Origin of the sequence: Paraburkholderia sp. Cy-641 (assembly GCF_011752945.1) — a bacterium.
Lineage (GTDB): Bacteria > Pseudomonadota > Gammaproteobacteria > Burkholderiales > Burkholderiaceae > Paraburkholderia.
On the sequence record NZ_VWWM01000007.1, the window covers coordinates 30652 to 53473 of the forward strand.

General features: G+C 62.8%; 22 protein-coding genes. 14 read left to right on the forward strand and 8 right to left on the reverse strand.

The features are described from left to right. Window positions 1-531 precede the first annotated feature (531 nt). Together F3J20_RS05605 and F3J20_RS05610 are read right to left on the reverse strand one after the other, a co-directional pair. Window positions 532-1533, reverse strand: coding sequence for a DMT family transporter (locus F3J20_RS05605; RefSeq protein WP_167282384.1), 1002 nt, complete (start codon window positions 1531-1533; stop codon window positions 532-534). Between the two features lie 164 nt (window positions 1534-1697). Further along, window positions 1698-2603 carry a LysR family transcriptional regulator gene (locus F3J20_RS05610; protein WP_167282386.1) on the reverse strand — a complete coding sequence of 302 codons (906 nt, stop codon included), beginning with the start codon at window positions 2601-2603 and terminating at the stop codon, window positions 1698-1700. Window positions 2604-2743: 140 nt separating this feature from the next. Between F3J20_RS05610 and F3J20_RS05615 the strand changes: the two genes are divergently transcribed. After that, entirely contained in the window at window positions 2744-4342 is a 1599-nt protein-coding gene (locus F3J20_RS05615; RefSeq protein ID WP_167282387.1) for an MFS transporter, read from the forward strand. A 207-nt stretch (window positions 4343-4549) separates the two neighbouring features. Beyond that, window positions 4550-4810, forward strand: coding sequence for a hypothetical protein (locus F3J20_RS05620; RefSeq protein WP_167042801.1), 261 nt, complete (start codon window positions 4550-4552; stop codon window positions 4808-4810). 90 nt (window positions 4811-4900) lie between these two features. Here F3J20_RS05620 and F3J20_RS05625 read toward each other — a convergent pair whose 3' ends face one another. Both F3J20_RS05625 and F3J20_RS05630 read right to left on the reverse strand, forming a co-directional pair. Next, window positions 4901-5887 carry a 2-hydroxyacid dehydrogenase gene (locus F3J20_RS05625; protein ID WP_167282389.1) on the reverse strand — a complete coding sequence of 329 codons (987 nt, stop codon included), beginning with the start codon at window positions 5885-5887 and terminating at the stop codon, window positions 4901-4903. Between the two features lie 48 nt (window positions 5888-5935). Next, window positions 5936-7291 (reverse strand): MFS transporter, encoded by a 1356-nt coding sequence (locus tag F3J20_RS05630; RefSeq protein ID WP_167282390.1) that lies wholly within the window; start codon window positions 7289-7291, stop codon window positions 5936-5938. A gap of 175 nt (window positions 7292-7466) precedes the next feature. Here F3J20_RS05630 and F3J20_RS05635 point away from each other — a divergent pair, with 175 nt between their 5' ends. Next, window positions 7467-8600 (forward strand): citrate synthase family protein, encoded by a 1134-nt coding sequence (locus F3J20_RS05635; RefSeq protein WP_167282392.1) that lies wholly within the window; start codon window positions 7467-7469, stop codon window positions 8598-8600. Window positions 8601-8796: 196 nt separating this feature from the next. On the opposite strand, the gene F3J20_RS05640 is transcribed toward F3J20_RS05635, so the two are convergent. After that, window positions 8797-8937, reverse strand: coding sequence for a hypothetical protein (locus F3J20_RS05640; protein WP_167042809.1), 141 nt, complete (start codon window positions 8935-8937; stop codon window positions 8797-8799). 215 nt (window positions 8938-9152) lie between these two features. On the opposite strand from F3J20_RS05640, the gene F3J20_RS05645 reads away from it, so the two are divergent. From F3J20_RS05645 to F3J20_RS05690, 10 genes are all read left to right on the forward strand, one after another. Further along, a complete protein-coding gene (locus tag F3J20_RS05645) occupies window positions 9153-9449 on the forward strand; it encodes a hypothetical protein (protein ID WP_167042811.1) in 297 nt (98 codons plus the stop codon). A 208-nt stretch (window positions 9450-9657) separates the two neighbouring features. Next, on the forward strand, window positions 9658-12030 hold the full coding sequence (locus tag F3J20_RS05650; RefSeq protein ID WP_167282393.1) for a bifunctional salicylyl-CoA 5-hydroxylase/oxidoreductase: 2373 nt from the start codon (window positions 9658-9660) through the stop codon (window positions 12028-12030). Beyond that, window positions 12027-12800, forward strand: coding sequence for an SDR family NAD(P)-dependent oxidoreductase (locus F3J20_RS05655; protein ID WP_167282394.1), 774 nt, complete (start codon window positions 12027-12029; stop codon window positions 12798-12800). The genes F3J20_RS05650 and F3J20_RS05655 overlap by 4 nt, the downstream gene beginning before the upstream one ends. Beyond that, window positions 12797-13369, forward strand: coding sequence for a MarR family transcriptional regulator (locus F3J20_RS05660; RefSeq protein ID WP_167282395.1), 573 nt, complete (start codon window positions 12797-12799; stop codon window positions 13367-13369). Before F3J20_RS05655 ends, F3J20_RS05660 begins: the two co-directional genes overlap by 4 nt. A gap of 42 nt (window positions 13370-13411) precedes the next feature. Beyond that, a complete protein-coding gene (locus F3J20_RS05665) occupies window positions 13412-14263 on the forward strand; it encodes an enoyl-CoA hydratase family protein (RefSeq protein ID WP_167042819.1) in 852 nt (283 codons plus the stop codon). Between the two features lie 34 nt (window positions 14264-14297). Next, window positions 14298-15488 carry an acyl-CoA dehydrogenase family protein gene (locus tag F3J20_RS05670; RefSeq protein WP_167282528.1) on the forward strand — a complete coding sequence of 397 codons (1191 nt, stop codon included), beginning with the start codon at window positions 14298-14300 and terminating at the stop codon, window positions 15486-15488. Then, a complete protein-coding gene (locus tag F3J20_RS05675) occupies window positions 15485-15937 on the forward strand; it encodes a thioesterase family protein (RefSeq protein WP_167042821.1) in 453 nt (150 codons plus the stop codon). The genes F3J20_RS05670 and F3J20_RS05675 overlap by 4 nt, the downstream gene beginning before the upstream one ends. Further along, complete coding sequence (locus F3J20_RS05680) at window positions 15934-16329, forward strand: RidA family protein (RefSeq protein ID WP_167042823.1); 396 nt, start codon at window positions 15934-15936, stop codon at window positions 16327-16329. The genes F3J20_RS05675 and F3J20_RS05680 overlap by 4 nt, the downstream gene beginning before the upstream one ends. Before the next feature lie 65 nt (window positions 16330-16394). Further along, a complete protein-coding gene (locus tag F3J20_RS05685; protein ID WP_167282530.1) occupies window positions 16395-18035 on the forward strand; it encodes an AMP-binding protein in 1641 nt (546 codons plus the stop codon). Between the two features lie 24 nt (window positions 18036-18059). Continuing rightward, on the forward strand, window positions 18060-19283 hold the full coding sequence (locus F3J20_RS05690) for a dienelactone hydrolase family protein (RefSeq protein WP_167282396.1): 1224 nt from the start codon (window positions 18060-18062) through the stop codon (window positions 19281-19283). Window positions 19284-19314: 31 nt separating this feature from the next. Here the strand turns inward: F3J20_RS05690 and F3J20_RS05695 are convergent, their stop codons facing one another. Continuing rightward, the gene (locus F3J20_RS05695; protein WP_167042827.1) at window positions 19315-19581 is read right to left on the reverse strand and encodes a hypothetical protein; all 267 of its coding nucleotides are present in this window, start codon (window positions 19579-19581) and stop codon (window positions 19315-19317) included. A 172-nt stretch (window positions 19582-19753) separates the two neighbouring features. Next, window positions 19754-20422 (reverse strand): hypothetical protein, encoded by a 669-nt coding sequence (locus F3J20_RS05700; protein WP_167282397.1) that lies wholly within the window; start codon window positions 20420-20422, stop codon window positions 19754-19756. A 343-nt stretch (window positions 20423-20765) separates the two neighbouring features. On the opposite strand from F3J20_RS05700, the gene F3J20_RS05705 reads away from it, so the two are divergent. Beyond that, a complete protein-coding gene (locus F3J20_RS05705) occupies window positions 20766-22289 on the forward strand; it encodes an MFS transporter (RefSeq protein ID WP_167282398.1) in 1524 nt (507 codons plus the stop codon). 57 nt (window positions 22290-22346) lie between these two features. Here the strand turns inward: F3J20_RS05705 and F3J20_RS05710 are convergent, their stop codons facing one another. Continuing rightward, on the reverse strand, window positions 22347-22805 hold the full coding sequence (locus F3J20_RS05710) for a GNAT family N-acetyltransferase (protein WP_167282399.1): 459 nt from the start codon (window positions 22803-22805) through the stop codon (window positions 22347-22349). Window positions 22806-22822 lie beyond the last annotated feature (17 nt).

Genomic DNA, 22822 nt, shown 5'->3' on the forward strand with positions numbered 1-22822 from the left:
AAACTACATGAACGAAGCGAATCCCGAAGCTGTTCGGGGAGAAACCGCGCTGCCCATCGCGAGTCTCTTTGCGTATCGCATAGCAGTCGGAATAGCACAAGGAATACTGTTGTACATCCTTCTGGAAATAGCGGGAGGCCCATCTTCGGTCATCCCCCATGCGGTTTTCTTTCCGTCCCTCCTGGTCCTCCTCTACGTCGCACCCGTACAGTCAGCACATTGGCATTCGCCGCCGGTTTGAATATCACCAACGTAAGAAACAATTTCATTTGTGGCACACGTAAGCTGCTGCTCACGTTGATGTCGTGGCTACTGCCATTGCTCGGCAGACTCGACATCGGGCCGGACTGCACGAGTGTCCGCGATGCGCTGTCTCAGGGGAGTTATCGGCTGGTGGAAGCGCGTCTACTCGACATCGAAATCGGCGGGACGCGGTTGCAAGTGGGGGCGATAGCGGAACGCGTTGTTACGTGTCGACGTTAAAAGGCATGGGTGTACTTGCCGCGGCTCGCACACCCATCACGCTGAGCCTCAACTCTCCCGACACCCCCGCGCACCACCCGTCTTCGCATACACGGAACGCACTTGCGGCGCACGCGTAACCAGCCATATCCCGCTGCAAACGAGAACGAGCGCAAGCAGATTCTTCAACTCCATGATGTTCTCGTTCAAACATATCGCGGACAACGCAGTACCGAACACCGGCACGAGGAAGTTGAACACGGTCACTCTGCCGACCTGGTTGTATTTGAGCAGCAAACTCCACAACGAAAAAGCCACCGAGGAGAGAAGCGCCAGGTAGCCGAGCAGCGCCGCCGATTCCACCGTGAATCCGCTCAGCGTACCGCCTGTCGCATAACCTGCCACGACGAGCACGACGCCGCCAAACCCGAGCTGGTAGCCCGTCATGACCATGACGTCCATGCCCTGCGAAATACGCTTGCCGTAGATCGACGCGGCCGACAGCACGAATGCGGCGATCACGATAAAGCCTTCGCCGAGCAGCGTAAACGCAAACTCGAACGAGCTATCGCTGAAATTGACCACCATGACGCCCACGAATCCCAACAGGCACCCAACCGCCTTGCGCGGCGAGATCTTGTCGTTCTTATAGATAAAGTGAGCGAGCAGCACGCTGAAGAAGGTCGTCGTCGAATTCAGGATCGAGCCGCGCACTCCAGTGGTGTATGCAAGGCCGATATAGAAGAACACATATTGAATGGCCGTTTGCGTAACGCCCAGCAGCATCAACTGTCCCGCGTTGCGGCGGGTCAAATTGAAAAGCGACTTCTTCGATAGTGCAGCGAGAATCAGCAGAAACAGTCCCGCAAGAACGAACCGGTAGCCAGCGAAAACCAGTTTCGACGGAATGTCGCCTTGCGTAATGCCGAGCAGCGAATAGCCGATTTTGATTGCCGGATACGAGCTGCCCCACAGCAGGCAGCATACGGTCGCGAGGATAACGAGTACTTTGGGTTGCGTAAAGAAACGCGCGGAATCGCGCGCTTCGATGGTCTCAATGGGCGTGGTCATATTTCAAATAACACTGTTATTACGCAACGCATGGGCTGGCCGCCGGCGTGCCTATTTTATTGCCTTGTCGTTTTATCGTGCCGCTGCGGCGCGGCGCAATTGGCCTATGGCAGTTTTTTGTAAGCGACATGAAATTATAATATGAACAGTTGAACAATGCCGCACTAGTCCCCAATCATCTCCGGTACTTTCTCCTTCAGCGCATCGATGGCAACTCGCGTTTTCGCCCGCAAATGACGCACTTTCGGCCAGATCGCATAGATCGCCTGAGAGCGGACCCGATAGTTATCGAGAACCGGCACCAGCGCCCCGCTTTTCGCGTAACGCGTCAACAGCCAGCACGGTAGCCACGCCAGTCCGTAGCCGTCGATTGCCGCCGCCGCAATCGCCTGAATGTCGTCCATGCTGACACGCGAGCGGATACGTACCGGCTGCGCGCTGCCGTCCGCGTCTTTTGCGTTCCATGGAGCAACTGCGCCGGCACGCGAGAGCGCAATGCCGACGTGGTTCTCCAGTTGCTCGATACAGGTTGGCGTTCCGTAGCGCTCGAGATACGCGGGCGACGCGCCGATCACAACGTGCTGCGTACCGAGCCGCCGCGCCGCGAGTGTGCTGCTGTCGCGCAACTCGCCTATTCGCACGGCAAGATCGAAGCCTTCTTCGATGAGATCCGTGAAGCGATCGGTAAACGAAAGATCGATCTGCAACTTCGGATACTGCCGCACGAGATCGAGCAGAATCGGCGCGACGCAAAAATGCCCGAACGCTTCGGGCACGCTCACTCGCAACCTGCCGGCAGGCTCAGCCCGGCCATGATCGAGCGCGGCCTCGGCAACATCGAGTTCCGCGAGTGCCCGCACGCATCCCTCGTAATAGGCCTGCCCTTCAGCCGTGAGAGTCTGACTGCGCGTGCTGCGATGAAGCAGCCGCACACCGAGCCGCGCTTCCAGCCGGCTAATCGCCTTACCGACCGCCGAGCGCGTGAGGTTCATGCGCTCCGCTGCCAGCGCAAAGCTGCCGGCCTCGACCACCTGCACGAACGTCGCCACGCCGTCCAGATTATCTGTCATTGGATGCCCCTTCATTGGTTCCAAACAGGAATCTATCATGGGAATTTAATGGACCAATAAGGGAATCTTATTCCCCTAAACTGGATTGGGTCGTTCACCGCCATGCCATCGCAATGGCGCGCCACCCTTTGGAGTCAAACATGCAGGTATGCGACCTCGAACCGCAAGCAACCACGAAGCAATGCCTTCCGTGCGACGCTCGACGGAATATCCTCGCGCTATTCGCCGTGTGTCTCGCGGCGATGATGTTCGGCCTCGAAATTTCGAGCGTGCCGGCCATATTGCCGACACTGGAAGGCGTGCTGCACGCCGATTTCAAGCAGATGCAGTGGATCATGAACGCGTACACCATCGCGTGTACGACCGTACTCATGGCAACCGGAACGCTCGCGGATCGCTTCGGCCGCAAGCGCATGTTCATTGTCTCGATCGTGTTGTTCGGCATCGCCTCGCTGTGGTGCGGACTCGCATCGAGTGCGCCCGTGCTGATCGCGAGCCGTTTTCTGCAGGGCGCAAGCGGCGGCGCGATGCTCATCTGTCTCGTCGCCGTGCTGTCGCATCAGTTTCCGCAAGGCGCCGAACGCGCCCGGGCATTCAGCGCGTGGGGCATCATCCTCGGTATCGGTTTGGGCTTCGGGCCGTTGATCGGCAGCGCGATCGTCGCACTATCGAGTTGGCAATGGGTCTTCTGGGTTCACGTGCTCATTTCCATCGTGACGTTGGTACTCGCGGTACCCGGCGTGCGCGAGTCGCGCGACCCGCACGCGAGCAAGCTCGACGTCGCCGGCATGGTGACGTTGTCGGGCGCCGTATTCGGCTTCGTTTCGTTTATTACGCAGGGGGCCGATATCGGCTTCACGAGTCGCTCGGGCATCGCGATTTTCGTCGCGAGTACTGCGAGTCTCGTGGCGTTCTTCGTGGCGGAAATGCGCAGTGCGCATCCGATGTTCGATTTCTCCGTGTTCCGAATCCGCAATTTCTCGGGTGCGCTGCTCGGCTCGGTCGGCATGAACTTCAGCTTCTGGCCGTTCATCATCTATCTGCCGATCTATTTCCAGCATGCACTGGGCGCAAGCCCCATGGTGGCGGGACTGTTTCTATTGGCCTATACATTGCCGACTCTCGTATTCCCGCCGATAGGCGAGCGTCTGGCATTGCGCTATTCGCCGGCTATTGTCATTCCCGCGGGCCTGTTCACGATCGGACTCGGGTTCTTTCTGATGCGTGTGGGCAGTGCTTTCGATCACACGAGCGCGCTCGCGATTCTTCCGGGCTGCTTCGTTGCCGGCGCGGGACTCGGCATCACCAATACGCCGGTCACCAATACGACGACCGGTTCGGCTTCGGGCACGCGCGCCGGCATGGCATCGGGCATCGACATGAGCGCCCGCATGATTACGCTCGCCATCAACATCGCGATGATGGGGCTCCTTCTCGTCAAGGGCGTTGCGCATCGTCTGCAAGATGCGCTGCCCGCGGCGCCGCTCGACATCTCGTGGGACGCCATGGCAAACCGCATCGCCATCGGCGACCTGCATCCCGCGGCGGCGGCGCAATGGCCGGCTTTGTCCAGCGACGGATTTGCGGCCATCAGCCGCGGCGCGCTCGTCCATGGCTTCGAGTGGCTCATGCTTTATGGCGGCATCGCGGTCTGCACTCTCGCCGTCGTGAGTTACCTGATCTTTTCGGGCGGAAAAGTCACGCACGTGAAGCGAGAAACGATCGCGGACCCACGCTGACTCATATCGCAAGCATCACATCGAAAGAACTGCGCGTCACGACTGGGACCATCTATCGGCAGACCCGCTCGGGATGCCGGACGACACAAGGGTTTTCGACACGTACAGCGCCGCTTTTGGCACAATCGATTCACCACGGCGAATTGATCCGCACTGGATTCGCCATCGGCACATCGCCAAAGTCGTGTTGCTGGAGTTCAAACCACCATGAAGTCCCTTTGCTTCGCAGCAGTTCTTTTCGTACTCACTGCCGGTTGCACCTCGACGTCGTCGTCCGCGAGCGATCAGGCTGGGTGGTCGAGCCCGGCCCATGCGAATAGCTACATCCTGCACACGCCCGAGGGCGCCAGGCCCGGCGATGGTGCCTCGCGACCGCCGAGACTCACGGTCGGCACCAGCTATTCCGACACCCAATTGATCTTGCCGTGGTTCCTCAACGACATCATCGACTTTGTGAACTATCGCTAGATCGCGGGTGACTGGCGACTGCACGCCCCAGAGAGGCATTCAACCAAACAGGCGCCGCGAAGACTCTTCCGCGACGCCCTTTATCTACGTTCAGAGTGCCGGCACTGCCGGCGCCGCATTCCCGGCCTCGGCCACACGCGTCGACGTGCTGCGCGGACCGGCAATGCCGAAGTGGCTCGCAAGCATATCGACAACGTTATCCGCCATGCCCGTGCGCGTTTCTTCGGTAGCCGAACCGATATGCGGCGTGAGCACGACACGCGGATCGTCGATCAGCGCACGAGGCACATGCGGTTCATGCTCGAACACGTCGAGCGCCGCGCCCGCGATCCGCTTGTCCGCGAGCGCCGCGATCAGTGCCGCCTCGTCGACCACCGGCCCGCGCGCGATGTTGACGAGAAAGCCCTGCGGCCCCAGCGCGTCGATCACTCGCGCGTCGACCAGATGATGCGTTTGCGGCGAGAGCGGACAGGTCAGGATAAGCATGTCGCTATCCGCCGCGAGGCGCGCCACGTCGTCGTAATACGGCAGATCGACCGGCTTGCGGTTCGGGCCATAGTACGCAAGCCGTGAACCGAATGCCTGCAGGCGCTTCGCAATCGCCGCGCCGATCGTGCCGAGCCCGACGATGCCGATCCTCATGCGCGAGATCGAGCGGCCGAGAGGCAGCGCGCCCTGCTCGGGCCATCGGCCGGAACGAACGTAGGCATCCGCCTGCACGAGATCGCGCGTGACGGCGAGCGCGAGACCGATCGCGGTGTTGGCAACGTCCTCGGCCAGGACGCGCGACGCGTTCTCGATGCGAATGCCGCGCGCCTGCGCGCTTTGAACGTCGAGATTGTCGAGCCCGGCGCTATAGCTCGCGATGATCTCCAGCGCGGGCAGTGCAGCGAGAAACGCCGCGTCGATCTTCGTCTTGCGCAGCGCAATGCCGCGAATCGAGGCGCCGTGTCGCGCGAGCAGCGCGGCGGCTTCGTCCGCTTGCTGCGGCAGGTCGAGCACGGTAAAGAGCGAGGCGAGTTCCGCCTGGGTGCGCGCCGGCAACTCGGCGGCATTGAGAATGATGGGTTTCGACATGATGGATCAATCCGTTATACGTTGCGATGCGCGTGCGTTTCGCCGCGCTCAGTTCACCTTCACGCGCTCGATGCGGCCCATGAACACGAGATACACCACGGCGGCGATCAGGCAGTGTGCCGCAACAAAATAAAGTCCGGCGGTATAGCCGCCGGTGGCCTGCACGATATAGCCGAACACGATCGGCGTGACGATACCGCCGATATTGCCGACGCAGTTGAAGATCGCACCCGCGAGACCCACGGCCTCGCGCGGCGCCGTATCGCTGACGATGGCCCACGTGCCCGCGCCCGCCGCCGCGCCCTTGCCGAAGAACGCGAGCGTCATCAGCAGAACGATGGCGGTATTGCTTTCCGTAAACGCCGAGAACACGATGCAGCAGCCGACCGCCATGCCGACGATATACGGCGTCTTGCGCGCCCACGACACGCTCCAGCCCTTGCGGATCAGCCAGTCCGAAATTACGCCGCCCGCAATGCCGCCGAGAAAACCCGACACGGCCGGCAGCATCGTCGCGAGCCCCGCCTGCATGACGTTCATGCCACGCGCCTGCACCAGATAGATCGGAAACCAGGTGATGAAGAAATAGCTCAGCGCAATCACGCAATACTGGCCGATGTACGAGCACCAGAGCATGCGATTGCCGAGCAGCAGACGCAGCGCCTTGCCCGACATCACGGGACGCGAAAGACGCTCGTGGGCCGAGTCGATGTCGATCATCGCGCCGCCCGCGACGAGCCGGTCGAGTTCGGCTTGCGATACGCGCGGGTGCTTGCCCGGTTCGTGCATCACGACGGCCCACACCCCGGCGGACGCGATGCCGATCAACCCGAGCGCGAAGAACGGCGCGGGCCAGCCGAACTTCGCGGTAAGCCAGCCGGCCAGCGGCGAGAAAATCGCTACCGCGAAATACGATGCGGACGCGAACAGCGAGGTAGCCAGCCCGCGCTCTTCTTTCGGAAACCACATGACCGCCACGCGGCTATTGGCCGGAAAACTGGGCGCCTCGATCAGCCCGAGTGCGAAGCGCAGCGCGAACAGCAAGCCGAGTGCGACCGAGAGGTCCGTGGTCACATGGCCAATCAAGCCGACGAGTATCGTCGCGATGGACCAGAGAACGAGCGTGGCGCCATACATGGTCTTGGTGCCGAGGCGATCGAGCAGCAGGCCGCCGGGAATCTGCCCGACCACATAGGCCCAGCTGAACGCCGACAGCACATAGCCGAGCTGCACATGGTCGAGCCCGAACTCTTTGGCGATGCCCGGGCCGGCGATCGAGAGGATCGCGCGATCGGCATAAGCGACCGTCGCGAGCAGCAGAATCACCGCCAGAATCGTGAAGCGGGTGCGCGTGACGCGAACCGCGTCCGTCGCGGCATAGCCACCCGTCCTTTGCGTGAACATCGTTGTCTCCTGTTGGCGCGGCCGCGCCGCCATGACGGCTCGGGGGCGGCGGCGCGCTATGATTGCCGGTATCCGCGCTCGTGCGCGATGGGCGCATGCGAACGTGTGGAGCGAATTTGACGCACGCTGCCACCGGGCGTCAATCTTGATTGAGACAATCAACGTGCAAAGCTGGATGACTCAGGAGGAGGCCTGCCGCGCGCTGGGTGTGCGCAAGCAGACCCTGTATGCGTATGTCAGCCGCGGGCGCATCGAAGTGCGCTGGGACCCGGAGCATGTGAGCCGCAAGCTCTATAGCGCGTCGGATGTCGCCGCGCTGATGAAGAAACGCAATCTCGGGCGTGCCCACAAGAATATTGCCGCGAGCACGATGGCGTGGGGCGAGCCCATCATCAACACGCGCATTTCCACGATCGAGCGCGGGCGGCTCTATTACCGCGGCACGGATGCGCTCGAACTCGCCGCGCGGGCCACGCTCGAAGACGCCGCGCAATGCCTGTGGGACTGCGAGCACTCGCCGCGTTTTCCGACGCTGCGCGACGCGCTGCCGGCTACGCCGGACACCACGCCACTCGCGCGAGCGTATGTATCGATCTCGCTCGCGGCCGCCAACCCGGGTTCGAATCTCACGACGGATCCGCGGCATCTGCACGACGAAGCGGCCAGCCTGGTGGGCCGGCTCGCCAGCAGCTTCGTCGCGCTGAACGGCGACGGTCCCCTGCATCTGCGCATCGCGCGTGCGTGGCGCTGCGAAGCGCAGGCGGATCTGCTGCGCCGCGCGCTGGTGTGGCTGGCGGACCAGGAGCTGACGACCTCGGCGTTTGCCGCGCGCGTGACCGCATCGACGGGCGCATCGCTCGGCGCCTGCATGCTGGCGGGCCTGGCCGCGTTGTCGGGACCGCTGCATGGCGGCGCCCCGGCACGCGTGCAGGCATTGCTCGGCGAAGTGCGCGAACACGGTGTCGCAACGGCCGTCGAGCACTGGAGGGCCACTCACGGCCCGCTGCCCGGCTTCGGTCACGAGCTGTATCCGCAGGGCGATCCGCGTGCGGCGGACCTGCTGGCCGCGTTCGACGCCCCCGACGATGTGCGCGAACTGACCGCATACGTGCATCGGACGAGCAGCCTCGCGCCGACGATCGACATCGCGCTCACCGCGCTGGCCAGGTACTGCGGCTTGCCGGACGACTCGGTGTTCTCGATGTTCGCGATCGGCCGCAGCGTGGGCTGGATGGCGCATGCCATCGAGCAGATCGCCGACGGGACGCTGCTTCGGCCACGGGCCCATTACGTCGGTCTGCTCAAGTGAGGGGCTTCGTTTCGCCCATTGTCTCCACGAACTGGATTGCGGCGGGGTCGATCAATGCGCCGCATAAGCGGCCGTCGACTGCGCGGCGCAAACACGGGTCAACTGGGTCCGGTCAACCATCGAAGCATGCTTTGCCGGCACTGCGGCGGCACCGGCGCCGCGAAATCGCTGCTTCGCCTATACTGTTGCAAGCGCTTCAGGAAATCGATCCATTCGATGTTTTCCATTGTTCCTGGTATCGAGCAGTCATGTCGCCGCAGCCGCCAGTCATCACGATCTCGATCGATTCGATGGTGCATGCTGGTTGCATCAATTCGTTCGCGTCGATTCCGGTCACGCGGCGTCTCCCGCATCTGTCCCGCGACGAAATCGCATAGGGCGGACGCGGCTGAACGGGGCGGCGGCTCTGCCAGGTACAAACGAAACGCTCTGCACGACGCACCTCGTCTCAAGGTGAATAAGAGCACCAGTCACGATAATTGCTCGATTCACGATCAAGCCGATGACGATCGGCTGCGTCGACATTCCAGTCCAATCGTGGAGGCACGAATCATGAACAAGGCAATCAGCATGTCAATCGCGGCCGTCGCCGCACTTGCGCTGTCGGGCGGCGCATACGCACAGAGCCACAACACGCTCGCCACCCCCTCGGTCGTATCGCCGGCCGCCCCGCAGCAGACGAGCGGCTACGGCACGCCCGGCGCCACTGGCTCGGACAGCGGCATGGGCACCGGCTCGCAGAACTCGAACGTGCAGAAGAGCATGAGCAGCACGACGTCCGGCGGCAACGCGTACGGGAGCCACAACACGCTGGCGACCCCGTCCGTCGCGTCGCCGGCCGGCCAGTAACAGTTATCGCGAATGATAGCGAGGCGCGCATAGGCGCAAGGCGAGCACGCGCTTCGAGCTGAACCGCACCCCGAAGGCTGGACATAGGTCCGGCTTTCGGGGTGTTTGTCTTTCAGGTCCTTGCCCTTCTTCTCGAAATTTACTTGACATCTAAACTATCAAAACCTAAATTAATCTCACCGCAGAGTCCATTTTTTGGGGAACCAGCATGCGCATCGTCTGTATCGGTGGCGGCCCGGCCGGGTTGTACTTCGGTCTATTGATGAAAAAACGCAACCCGGGCTATGACGTCACGGTCGTCGAGCGCAACCGCCCCTACGATACGTTCGGCTGGGGCGTCGTATTCTCCGACCAGACGCTCGGCAATCTGCGCGCGGCCGACGCCCCGAGCGCCGAGGCGATCCTCGACGCGTTCAATCACTGGGACGACATCGAAATTCATTTCCGCGGCCGGACGGTTCGCTCGTCGGGTCACGGCTTCTGCGGCATCGGCCGCAAACGTCTGCTCAATATCCTGCAAGCGCGCTGCGAAGAACTCGGCGTGAAGCTCGTGTTCGAAACGCAGGTCATGGACGACACCGCCTACGACGCCGACCTCGTCATCGCATGCGACGGCCTGAACAGCATGGTCCGGCAAAAGTACGCGGCCACTTACGAGCCCGACATCGACGTGCGCGACTGCCGCTTCGTTTGGCTCGGCACGAAAAAGCTCTTCGACGCCTTCACGTTCGCGTTCGAAGAAACCGAATTCGGCTGGTTTCAGGCCCACGCCTATCGCTTCGACGATCAAACCTCGACCTTCATCGTCGAGACGCCCGAGCGCGTATGGCGCGCCGCCGGTCTCGACGACATGAGCAAGGAAGACAGCATCGCATTCTGCGAGAAGCTGTTCGCGAAGTACCTCGACGGCCATGCGCTGATGTCGAACGCAGCGCACTTGCGCGGCTCGTCGCAATGGATTCGCTTCCCGCGCGTCGTCAACACGGAGTGGGTGCATTGGCGCGCGAACGCGAACGGCACGCAAACCCCGGTCGTGCTGATGGGCGACGCCGCGCACACCGCACACTTCTCGATCGGCTCGGGCACCAAGCTCGCGCTCGAAGACGCCATCGAGCTCGCCAACAGCATGAGCGCGCATCCCGGCGACCTCGCCGCTGCGCTCGCGCACTACACCGAAGTTCGCAGCATCGACGTACTGCGGATTCAGAACGCCGCGCGCAATTCGACGGAGTGGTTCGAACACGTCGACCGTTATACGTCGTTCGAGCCGGAACAGTTCGCGTATTCGCTGCTCACGCGCTCGCAGCGCATCTCGCACGAGAACCTGCGCGAGCGCGACGCGCACTATCTGTCGGGCTTCGAAGACTGGCTCGCGCAGCGTTCCGGCATCGAGCGCGCGCCGAAAAAGCACTCCATTCCGCCGATGTTCACGCCGTTCACGGTGCGCGGCGTCACGCTGAAAAACCGCGTCGTGGTCTCGCCGATGGCGCAGTACTCGGCCGTCGACGGCGTGCCCGGCGACTATCACCTCATGCATCTCGGCGCGCGCGCGATGGGCGGCGCCGCGCTCGTCATGACGGAAATGACCTGCGTGTCGCCCGAAGCGCGTATCACGCCCGCATGCCCCGGCATGTACGCTCCCGCGCATCTGGCCGCATGGAAGCGCATCGTCGATCTTGTGCATAGCCAGTCCGATGCGAAGATCGGCATTCAACTCGGCCACTCGGGCGCAAAAGGTTCGACGCGCGTTGCGTGGGAAGGCATCGATCAGCCGCTCGCCGAAGGCAACTGGCCGCTTATCTCGGCATCGCCGCAACAGTACTTGCGCGGCATCAGCCAGCATTCGCGCGAAGCCACGCGTGAGGAACTGCGCGAGATCGAGGCGCAATTCGTCGAGGCAACGCGCATGTCGGTCGAAGCCGGCTTCGACTGGCTCGAACTACACTGCGCGCACGGCTATTTCCTGTCGAGCTTCCTGTCGCCGCTCACGAATCGACGCACCGACGAATACGGCGGTTCGCTCGAAAACCGTCTGCGTTATCCGCTGCGTGTGTTCAAGGCGATGCGCGCGGTATGGCCGCAAGAAAAGCCGATTTCGGTGCGTATTTCCGCGCACGACTGGGTCGAAGGCGGCAATACGCCCGACGACGCCGTGAAGATCGCCGAGGCCTTCAAGGCAGCGGGCGCGGACATGATCGACGTCTCGTCGGGCCAGGTCAGCAAGGAAGAAAAGCCCGTGTATGGCCGCATGTTCCAGACGCCGTTCGCCGATCGCGTGCGCAACGAGGCCGGTATCGCGACGATCGCGGTCGGCGCGATCTCGGAAGCGGACCACGTGAACAGCATCATCGCGGCGGGCCGCGCGGACCTCTGCGCGATCGCGCGTCCGCATCTCGCGAATCCGGCGTGGACGCTGAACGAAGCCGCGAAGATCGGCTATCTCGACGTCGCGTGGCCGAAGCCCTACACGGCAGCCAAGGTCCAGCTCGAACGCAATCTCGAACGCGAACGCGCGCAGGCCATCGCGAACGCGGGCCTCACCTCACAACAACGCGCCCAGCGCGCGGAAGGAACGACGTGAACACGCCAACCTCATGGCTCACTGGACAGCATGCCGTCGTCACGGGCGGCGGCAGCGGCATCGGCGCGGCGGTCGCCGAGGCGCTGCTGCGCGCGGGCGCGCGTGTCACGCTGATGGGCCGCAACGCGCAACGGCTCGAAGCGCAGCGCGAACGATGCGCGGCACTCGGCAACGTGGCCTGCATCAGCGTGGACGTGACGCAGGAAGAAGCGGTCGCGCGGGCGTTCGACCAGGCGGGCGCGGTCGATATGCTCGTCAACAACGCGGGGCAGGCGCAGGCCGCGCCGTTCGCGCATACCGACATGGCGCTCTGGCAGCGCATGCTCGATGTGAACCTCACCGGCGTATTTCTCGGCGCGCGCGCGGTGTTGCCGGGCATGCTCGAACGTGGGTACGGGCGCATCGTCAACGTCGCGAGTACCGCGGGGCAGATCGGCTATGCCTACGTGGCCGCGTATTGCGCGGCGAAACACGGCGTGATCGGCCTCACGCGCTCGCTCGCGCTCGAAGTCGCGACGCGCGGCATCACGGTCAATGCGGTGTGTCCCGGCTATACGGAAACCGAACTGCTGCACGCTTCGCTCGAACAGATTACGAGCAAAACTTCGCGCACCGAAGAGCAGGCACGCGAAGCGCTGCTGCGCTCGAACCCGCAGCGCCGCTTCGTCAGTCCCGAGCAGGTCGCCAACTCGGTGCTGTGGCTGTGCCAGCCCGGCTCGGACGCGATCACGGGCCAATCCATTTCGATCTCCGGCGGAGAAGTGATGTGAGCAAATCGACACACGCAGGCAAGCCCGCGGCGGCCACCGCCGCGGCCGTAGAAAAGAAGCCGTCGCGCAAAGGTGTCGCCCAACCCGCGGAGAACGTCGTGGACCTCGAAATGAGTACGGGCGCGGACAGTCACATGGGCCTGCGTCTCTGGCTGCGCATGCTGACCACGACGAATCTCGTGCAGGCCGAATTGCGCAAACGCCTGCGCAACGAATTCGACACGACGTTGCCGCGTTTCGATCTGATGGCGCAACTCGAACGCCATCCCGAAGGCCTGAAGATGACCGAACTGTCGCGCCGCATGATGGTGACGGGCGGCAACGTCACCGGCATTACCGATCAGCTCGAAAAAGAAGGGCTCGTCTTGCGCAGCGCCGATCCGAACGACCGCCGCTCGATCAGCGTGTGCCTCACGCCCGCCGGCCGCAAGGCGTTCGACCGCATGGCGGCCGCGCATGAGCAATGGGTCGTCGAAATGTTCGGTGGCCTGAGCATCGACGAAAAGGTGCACACGCATGACCGCCTCGGCAAACTGAAGCAACATCTGCTCGACAGTCTCAAGAACTGACCCATACCGACCCGCCGCCATTACCTTGCAGGGGACACACACATGACACGATCCAACGCCGACGCGCTGCTGGCCGGCAACCGCCTCACGCTCGCCGGATACGAAGCGAAACACTTCGGCTGGTCGGTGACGGGCAAAGTCGCGACGATCACGCTGAACCGCCCCGAGCGCAAGAACCCGCTCACGTTCGAATCGTATGCGGAGTTGCGCGACCTGTTCCGCCAGCTTGCCTACGCCACCGACGTGAAGACGGTCGTGCTGCACGGCGCGGGCGAGAACTTCTGTTCTGGCGGCGACGTACACGACATCATCGCGCCGCTGATCGATCTGCCGATGCCCGAACTGCTGCTGTTCACGCGCATGACCGGCGATCTCGTCAAGGCCATGCGCCATTGCCCGCAGCCGATCATCGCCGCCATCGATGGCGTTTGCGCGGGCGCCGGCGCCATTCTCGCGATGGCCTCGGACATGCGCCTCGCCACCGCGCGCAGCAAGCTTGCGTTCCTGTTCACGCGCGTCGGCCTCGCGGGCTGCGACATGGGCGCCTGCGCGATGCTGCCGCGCATCGTCGGCCAGGGACGCGCCGCCGAACTGCTGTTCACGGGGCGCTCGGCAAGCGGCGACGAAGGCCATGCGTGGGGCTTCTACAACCGCCTCTGCGAACCGGCGGCGCTGCTCGAAGAAGCACAGAAGCTCGCCGCCGATCTCGCCGCAGGCCCGACCTTCGCGCACGGCATGACGAAGAAGATGCTGCACCAGGAATGGAGCATGAGCATCGACGAAGCCATCGAATCGGAAGCACAGGCGCAGGCGATCTGCATGAGCACGCGCGATTTCGAGCGCGCGTACAACGCGTTCGCGGCGAAGTCGCGCCCCGTGTTCGAAGGAGATTGAGTTGAGCGCCGCCACTCAGGACCATAAGATCGACATGCACAGCGCACTCGCGTGGCCGTTCTTCGAGCCGCGTCATCGCGAACTGGCCGCCGGCATCGAAGCATGGTGCCGCGCCAATCTCGCGCATGACGATCATCAGGATACCGATGCGACCTGCCGCCGTCTCGTGCGCGAACTCGGCGCGGCGGGCTGGCTGAAATACGGCGTCGGCGGCGTTGCATACGGCGGCCACGGCGACACGATCGACACGCGCGCCGTCTGCCTGCTGCGCGAAACGCTCGCGAAGCATTCCGGTCTCGCGGACTTCGCGCTCGCCATGCAAGGGCTCGGCTCGGGCGCGATCTCGCTCGGCGGCACGCATGAGCAGAAGTCGCGCTATCTGCCGCGCGTCGCGAACGGCACGGCCATCGCCGCATTCGCGTTGTCGGAGCCGCAAGCGGGCTCCGACGTCGCCGCGATGGCGCTCGCCGCTCGCGAAGACGGCGACGCCTACGTGCTCGACGGCGAGAAGACGTGGATCTCGAACGGCGGCATCGCAGACTTCTACGTCGTGTTCGCGCGCACCGGCGAAGCACCAGGCGCACGCGGCATCAGCGCGTTCGTGGTCGATGCCGATACGCCGGGGCTCGACATTGCCGAGCGTATCGACGTGATCGCGCCGCATCCGCTCGCGCGCCTGCGCTTCACGAACGCGCGCGTGCCGAAGAGCCAGATGCTCGGCGTGCCCGGCGAAGGCTTCAAGCTCGCAATGCGCACGCTCGATATTTTCCGCACGTCGGTCGCGGCGGCCTCGCTCGGCTTCGCGCGTCATGCGATGGCCGAGGGTCTCGCACGCGCGTCGTCGCGCAAGATGTTCGGCCAGACGCTCGGCGACTTCCAGCTCACACAAGCGAAGCTCGCGCAAATGGCGCTGACCATCGACAGCAGTGCGCTGCTCGTCTATCGCGCCGCGTGGCTGCGCGATCAGGGCGAGAACGTCACGCGCGAAGCGGCGCTCGCGAAGTGGCACGCGAGCGAAGGCGCGCAGCAGGTGATCGACGCCGCCGTGCAGCTTTACGGTGGCATGGGCGTGCAAAGCGGCACCGCGGTCGAGATGCTATATCGCGAGATTCGCGCGCTGCGCATCTACGAAGGCGCGACCGAAGTGCAGCAATTGATCGTCGGCCGCGATCTGCTGAAAGCGCACGCCGCCACCGTTGCCGTCGCCGGGGAGCACGCCCAATGAGCGCTTCGTTCGAAAGACCCGTACGCATCCGCTTTTCGCACTGCGATCCGGCCGGCATCGTGTTCTTTCCGCAGTATCTCGTGATGACCAATGCGCTTGTCGAAGACTGGTTCAACGAGGGCCTGCTGATCGACTACGCGCACATGATCGGCCAGCGCCGCATCGGCCTGCCGATCGTCAAGCTCGATTGCGAATTCTCGCGGCCGAGCCAGATGGGCGAGACGATCACGCTGACGCTGAGCGTCACCGTGATCGGCCGCAGTTCGATCGGCCTCGACATCGTCGGTCACTGCAACGGCGAAACGCGCTTTCGCGCGAAACAGGTGCTCGTGACGATGTCGTTCGAGACCGGCAAATCCATCGGGATTCCCGACGACATCGCGAGCGCGCTCGCGGCATACGCTCCATCGTCCCATCCATCGAAGCGCACCGAGGCGCAACGCTCATGAAAAAAGCTCTCCTTCCCGCCGGCTGGATCAAACCACGCGGCTATGCGAACGGCGTCGCGGCCACCGGCACGCAGGTGTTCATCGCCGGTCAGATCGGCTGGGACGAACAGGCCCAGTTCCATACTGACGACTTCGCCGCGCAAGCGGTGCAGGCGATCAAGAACCTGCTCGCCGTGCTGCGCGAAGCGGGCGGCAAGCCCGAGCACCTCGTGCGCATGACGTGGTACGTCACCGACAAGCGCGAATACCTCGCGGCGCTGAAAGACATCGGCCGCGCGTTTCGCGAACTGATCGGCGATTACGACATCGCGATGAGCGCGGTGCAGGTCGTTGCGCTGATCGAGGATCGCGCCAAGGTCGAGATCGAGGCCACCGCCATGATTCCTCATTGAAAGCCGCGCCGCCCCACACGCCAAACGCAGTGCATTAACCGGCTCAACGACACCGGGAGACCATGATGGAACCGTCAGCACACGTCGATACTTTCGCGCGCGACAATCTTCCGCCGCAGGATCAATGGCCCGTCTTTCTGCTCGACAACCCGGACGTGGACTATCCGGCGCGGCTGAACTGCGCGACCGAACTGCTCGAACGGACCATCGAGGCCGGTTATCGCGACCGGCCGGCCATCTGGTCCGACGTGGACGGCAAGCCGCACGCGACGACCTACGGCGAACTGCTCGCGCTCGTGAATCGCAGCGCCCATGTGCTCGTCGACGAAATGGGTTTGCAGCCGGGCAACCGCGTGCTGCTGCGCGGACCGAATACCTTGCAGATGGCCGTGGCGATGTTCGCGGCGCTGAAGGCCGGACTCGTCGTCGTGCCGACCATGCCGCTGCTGCGCGCGAAAGAACTGAAGCAGATTATCGTAAAAGCGCGGATCAGCGCCGCGCTATGCGATGCGCGCCTGACCGGCGAACTCGCGCGCTGCACCGATCCCGCCGACGAGTTCTACTGCCCGACGCTCACGCAAACGCGTCGCTTTCACGACGACTCCGCCGATTCGCTCGACACGCTCGCGGCCAGCAAGCCCGCGCACTTCACCGCATGCGATACGGCCGCCGACGACGTCTGCCTGATCGCGTTCACGAGCGGCACGACCGGCGCGCCGAAGGGCTGCATGCATTTCCATCGCGACGTGATCGCGATGTGCGATCTGTTTCCGCGCCATGTGCTGAAGCCGTCTTCGAACGACATCTTCTGCGGTACGCCACCGCTCGCGTTTACGTTCGGCCTCGGCGGATTGCTGTGCTTTCCGCTGCGTGTCGGCGCCTCGACGGTGCTCGTCGAAAAGCTCACGCCCGAAACGCTGCTCGTGCTCGTCGAACGTTTCGGCGCGACGGTCATGTTCACGGCACCGACTTTTTATCGGCAAATGGCGCCGCTCGTCGCGCAACACAACGTGTCGACGCTGAAGAAAGCCGTGTCGGCCGGCGAAGCGCTGCCCGATTCGACACGCCGGCTATGGCATGACGCGACCGGGATCGACATGATCGACGGCATCGGCGGCACCGAGCTGATCCATATTTTCATTGCGGCGCAGGGCGAGGAGATTCGCGCGAACGCGATTGGCCGCGCGGTGCCCGGCTACGTCGTGCAAGCGGTAGACGACGACATGCGGCCGGTGCCGCCCGGCACGATCGGCAAGCTCGCGGTGCGCGGCCCGACCGGCTGCCGCTATCTCGCCGACGACCGGCAACTGCGCTTCGTGCGCGACGGCTGGAATCTGCCCGGCGATTCGGTCTATCTCGACGCGGACGGCTACGTGTTCTACCAGGCGCGCGCCGACGACATGATCGTCTCGGCCGGCTACAACATCTCCGGCCCCGAAGTGGAAAGCGTGCTGCTGCAACACGAAGCGGTGGCCGAATGTGGTGTGATCGGCATCCCCGACGAAACGCGCGGACAGATCGTCAAGGCATTCGTCGTGCTGAACCCCGGCTATACCGCCGATGACAAAACGGTCGCGCAACTACAGGATTTCGTGAAGAATAGCGTGGCGCCTTATAAATATCCCCGTGTCATCACTTTTGTCGGCGCACTGCCGCGCACCGAAACCGGCAAGCTCAAACGTTTCGAGTTGCGTACGATGACGTAACCCACTTCATGGGATCGAAATCGCATGACAGGCTCTTTCATCGAAGTCGTCGCCGAAGACGGCGGCCGTTTCAACGCTTATGTCGCGCGGCCCGCGCAGGGCTCCGGCCCCGGGCTCGTGCTGCTGCAGGAAATTTTCGGCGTCAACGATTCGATGAAAGCGACCGCCGACCGCTACGCTGAAGAAGGTTACGTCGTGCTCGTGCCGGACCTGTTCTGGCGCATCAAGCCGGGCATCGACCTCGGTTACGGCGAGACCGACATGCAACAGGCGCTCGGCTATCTCGGCCAGTTCGACGCCGACCTCGCGGTCAAGGACATCGCCGCCACCATCGCCACGTTACGCGGGCTGCCCGAACAGGCGGGTAAGGTCGGCGTAGTCGGCTACTGCCTCGGCGGCAAGCTCGCGTTTCTCGCCGCAGCGCGCACCGACGTCGACTGTGCGGTCAGTTACTACGGCGTGGGCCTCGACGCCCATCTGAACGAAGTGCCGTCGATCCACTGCCCGATGGTGTTTCACTTCCCCGAGAACGACGCGCATTGCCCACCTGAAACGCGCGAGCGCATCGGCGCGGCATTGCGCACGCGGCCGCACATCGAGCAATACCTGTACCCCGGCTGCGATCATGCATTCGCGGCGCCGGCGCGCAAGCAATACGACAAGCCCGCCGCAATGATGGCGTACTCGCGCACGCTCGCGCTGCTGCGCAAGGTGCTCGGCCCCGTCTACGATCTCAACGCGCTGTGGGAAGCGCATTGCTATCACGAGTTCGCGACGCGCGACGTCGATGCGGTCATGCCGACGATGGTCGCGCAACCGTATGTCAATCATGTGCCAACGATGACGGGCGGTGTCGGCCACGACAATCTCAAACGCTTCTACACGCATCACTTCGTCAACTCGAATCCGCCCGATACCAGGCTGATTCCGATTTCGCGCACGATCGGCGCGGACCGCATTGTCGACGAATTCATTTTCAGTTGCACGCATAGCTGCGAAATCGACTGGCTGCTGCCGGGCGTTGCGCCGACCGGCAAGTACTTCGAAGTGCCGATGCTCGCGGTGGTGTGCTTCCGCGGCGACAAGCTCTATAACGAGCACATCTATTGGGATCAGGCTTCGGTGCTCGTGCAGGTGGGATTGCTTGATCCTGAGGGGTTGCCGGTGGCGGGAATCGAGAGTGCGCGGAAGTTGCTCGATGAAACGTTGCCTTCGAATCGGTTGATGGGTGGGAAGTCGAAGGTGTGAGTGGTGGCCGCCGACGTCGCTGTTACTTGACTCAGAACACGCGCAAGGAAAGTTTCGCGTCGAGCCGGTCATAAAGCGACGGCGGCAGCTTCACAAACGATGTGTTGTCGCCGCCACGAGAAAAAGAAACCGCGTCGTTATTCAGCCAAACCAGTTCGGGAACTGGCGTGCTGAAGGTTCTGCGCACGAGTAACTCGCCTGAGCCGGCGTCGTAGACTCGGCCGACGTAGTCCGGATTGTTGCCGCCTCTCCATTGAAGCAGGCATCGCTCTGCGATGTAGTGGCGGTTTTCGGACATGCGTCTAATGCATTCGCTCGCACTGAGGTCGGTCGTGTGGGTGGCGAGTCGGAGAATGACGAACCCGAACAGGAATATGGGTATCCACCACTTTGCCAGAGAGCTTAATTTCATAAGTAGGCTTTGTCATGGATTGGTCATCTTGTCTGCTTCTTCCCAATCCGGATTCATTTTAGTCCTCGAGTTTTCGGTATCGGGCATCACGCATCCTGACGCTCTCGACCCACTCGGCCCAATCTCCTTCCAGAATATAGGTAGCAGTCTCCATCCTTGCCCGAGCGAGATACCCATCCTGCTCTTCAAGACTCAGGCTTTCCCAGAACGGGTCCCATACATAGTTCAGCCAGAAATGAGCATCGCCTTGGGTGACGTATAAAACGAGACCAAGCTCATACAAGGTAATCCACGGGGGCGGCGGCTGGAAACCTTGCGTCGATAAGGCAGCGAGCAGTTCGACGTCGTTGGAGAGCAGTCGCACATCGCGCTGCGCAAACCGCCACTCGGGAGAGACGATGGTATGGAGCGAATACCCGTCGAGCACTCGCTCGAAATGAAGGTAGGAAACCTCTTTTCTTCCTTGCCTCGTCAAATTCAGCAAGACTGGAAACTGATGAGGTTGAACGTGGTAAACCAGTCCAAAGGCATGGATACCCACGTCGCCTTGATAGATCGGTTTGGGATAAGCCGAATGCCGAAGCTTTTCTAAATCATGAGGGCCTGTAGCAAAGAGAGCTTTCAACTCGCTGAGCGATTTCCGGAAGGTCTTTTCCAGACTCCGGGTACTCTCCCGCTCTGCCCGCTTGATCTGTAGCTCTTCAGCCTTGCGTTTGAAGAAGGACACATGGACCTCTTATTCTTGTGGCACGGAACTTCCTACATTGAAATGTCGAAGCGGAAAGTCTTACCTCCCACTCCCGTCGATTCTCGACGAACAAGGCAATCGGTCACAATCGGAATACGCTGAAAACTCCCATCTATTGTGTCGCACAACTCATCAGGCTAGACTCGACCATCCCCTTACAATCGACAAACGGCTGCAGGGTTCGGCCCCTTGAACCTGGCCTGCGAGTATCGCCAAACCACGGCCGCCGACGCACTGCCCCGGCTCGCGGCCTCGTCCGGCATCGGACAGCCCCCGGCCGACTCGCCGCAAACCCGATCCACTGCGCCACAGGAGCGCCCGCATGACCCATGCCATTCACGGCCGACAACGCTGGCTCGCGCTAATCGTTCTATGCCTCGGCGTACTGATGATCGTGCTCGACACCACCATCGTGAACGTCGCGCTGCCTTCCATCGCGGCCGATCTCGGTTTTAGCGAAACCTCGCTTGTGTGGGTCGTCAACGCGTACATGCTCACGTTCGGCGGCTGCCTGCTGCTCGGCGGACGGCTCGGCGATCTATACGGGCATCGCAAGCTGTTTCTCAGCGGCATTACGCTCTTCACGCTCGCTTCGCTCGCGTGCGGCATGGCGAACTCGCAAGTGCTGCTGGTCGCCGCGCGCGCCGTGCAAGGCTTGGGCGGGGCGATCGTCTCGGCGGTATCGCTGTCGCTAATCATGAATCTGTTCACCGAACCCGGCGAACGCGCGAAAGCGATGGGCGTGTACGGCTTCGTCTGCGCGGGCGGCGGCAGCATCGGCGTGCTGCTCGGCGGCTTGCTGACGAACCTCTTGAGCTGGCACTGGATCTTCCTCGTCAATCTGCCGATCGGCATCGCCGTGTATGCGCTGTGCCTCGCGCTGCTGCCCGCCGCGCGCGGACACGCGCACGGCGAACGGCTCGACGTGGCCGGCGCGGTCACTATCACCGTATCGCTGATGCTTGCCGTCTACGCGGTCGTGAACGGCAACGAAGCGGGCTGGACCTCGCTGCAAACGCTCGGCCTGCTATGCGCCGCGCTTGCGCTGCTCGGCGCGTTCCTTGCGATCGAAGCGAAAGTCGGGCATCCGTTGATGCCGCTCGACCTCCTGCGTCTGCGCAATGTCGCGACCGCCAACGTGGTCGGCGTGTTGTGGGCTGCGGCGATGTTCGCGTGGTTCTTCATCTCCGCGCTGTACCTGCAACGCGTGCTCGGCTATCGACCATTGCAGGTCGGGCTCGCGTTTCTGCCCGCCAACCTGATCATGGGATTCTTCTCTCTCGGGCTCTCTGCGCGCGTCGTGATGCGCTTCGGGCTGCGTTGTCCGCTCGCAGTTGGTCTGCTCGTCGCCGCGTGCGGCCTCGCGCTATTCGTGCGTGCGCCCGTGGACGGCGGCTTCGTGCCCGATGTACTGCCCGGCATGATCCTGCTCGGCTTCGGCGCGGGCATCGCGTTCAATCCGCTGCTGCTTGCCGCGATGAGCGACGTCGATGCGGCCGACTCGGGTCTCGCATCGGGCATCGTCAACACGTCTTTCATGATGGGTGGAGCGCTTGGACTCGCGGTGCTCGCGAGTCTCGCCGCGGCGCGCAGTGAAGCGATGCAGGCCACGGCGAGCGCGGCGGCCGCGCTCAATAGCGGGTATCACGTGGCGTTTCTGTTCGGAGCGGTTTTTGCGGCTGCGGCCGGCGTGTTGGGTGGCTTGTTGTTGAGGCCGGGGCAGGCGGGTGGTGCGGGAGCGGCTTCGCAGTTGGACTCCGGGCCCGAGTCCGATTCGACTGCGGCCACCTCTTCTACAGAACATTCGCGCAGCGCGGACAATACAACGACGACAGAGAACTACTGAACTCGCCGCCCGTCGTTCGATAACAGAATGCGGTCGAAGAGAAACAGCGCTGTCAGATCAAAGTGCTTTCGCCATATCGACGATCGTGGAATTGACGCGCGACGGATGTGGACGTCGCCCTGTTTCAACGTAGCCGAGTTTCGAATAGAGAGCGATGTTCCTGCTCATCAACGCATTCGTGTAGAGCTTCATGCTCGACTTACCGTTCGCTTTGGCACGCTGCTCGGCCTCGGCAATCAGGCGAGCGCCAATTCCCTTGCCGGCATAATCGGGGTCTATCGCGACATTGAAAATCAGATCATGTGCATCGCCGGATTCGACGACGATAAGGCCCGCGACTTCGTCATGCACACACGCCAGCATCACTTCACCGCGCGCGATGCGTGGTGCGTGATCTTCCGTAACGGGCTGTGGGTGGAAGCCGAGAACCGGCAACCACACCGCGTAGGCACGTTCGGTGATTCGCCGCACGATGGGAAGATCTTGTAACGTCGCGTTTCTGATTTCGGTTTGCATTGGCGTGGCCCACTTAG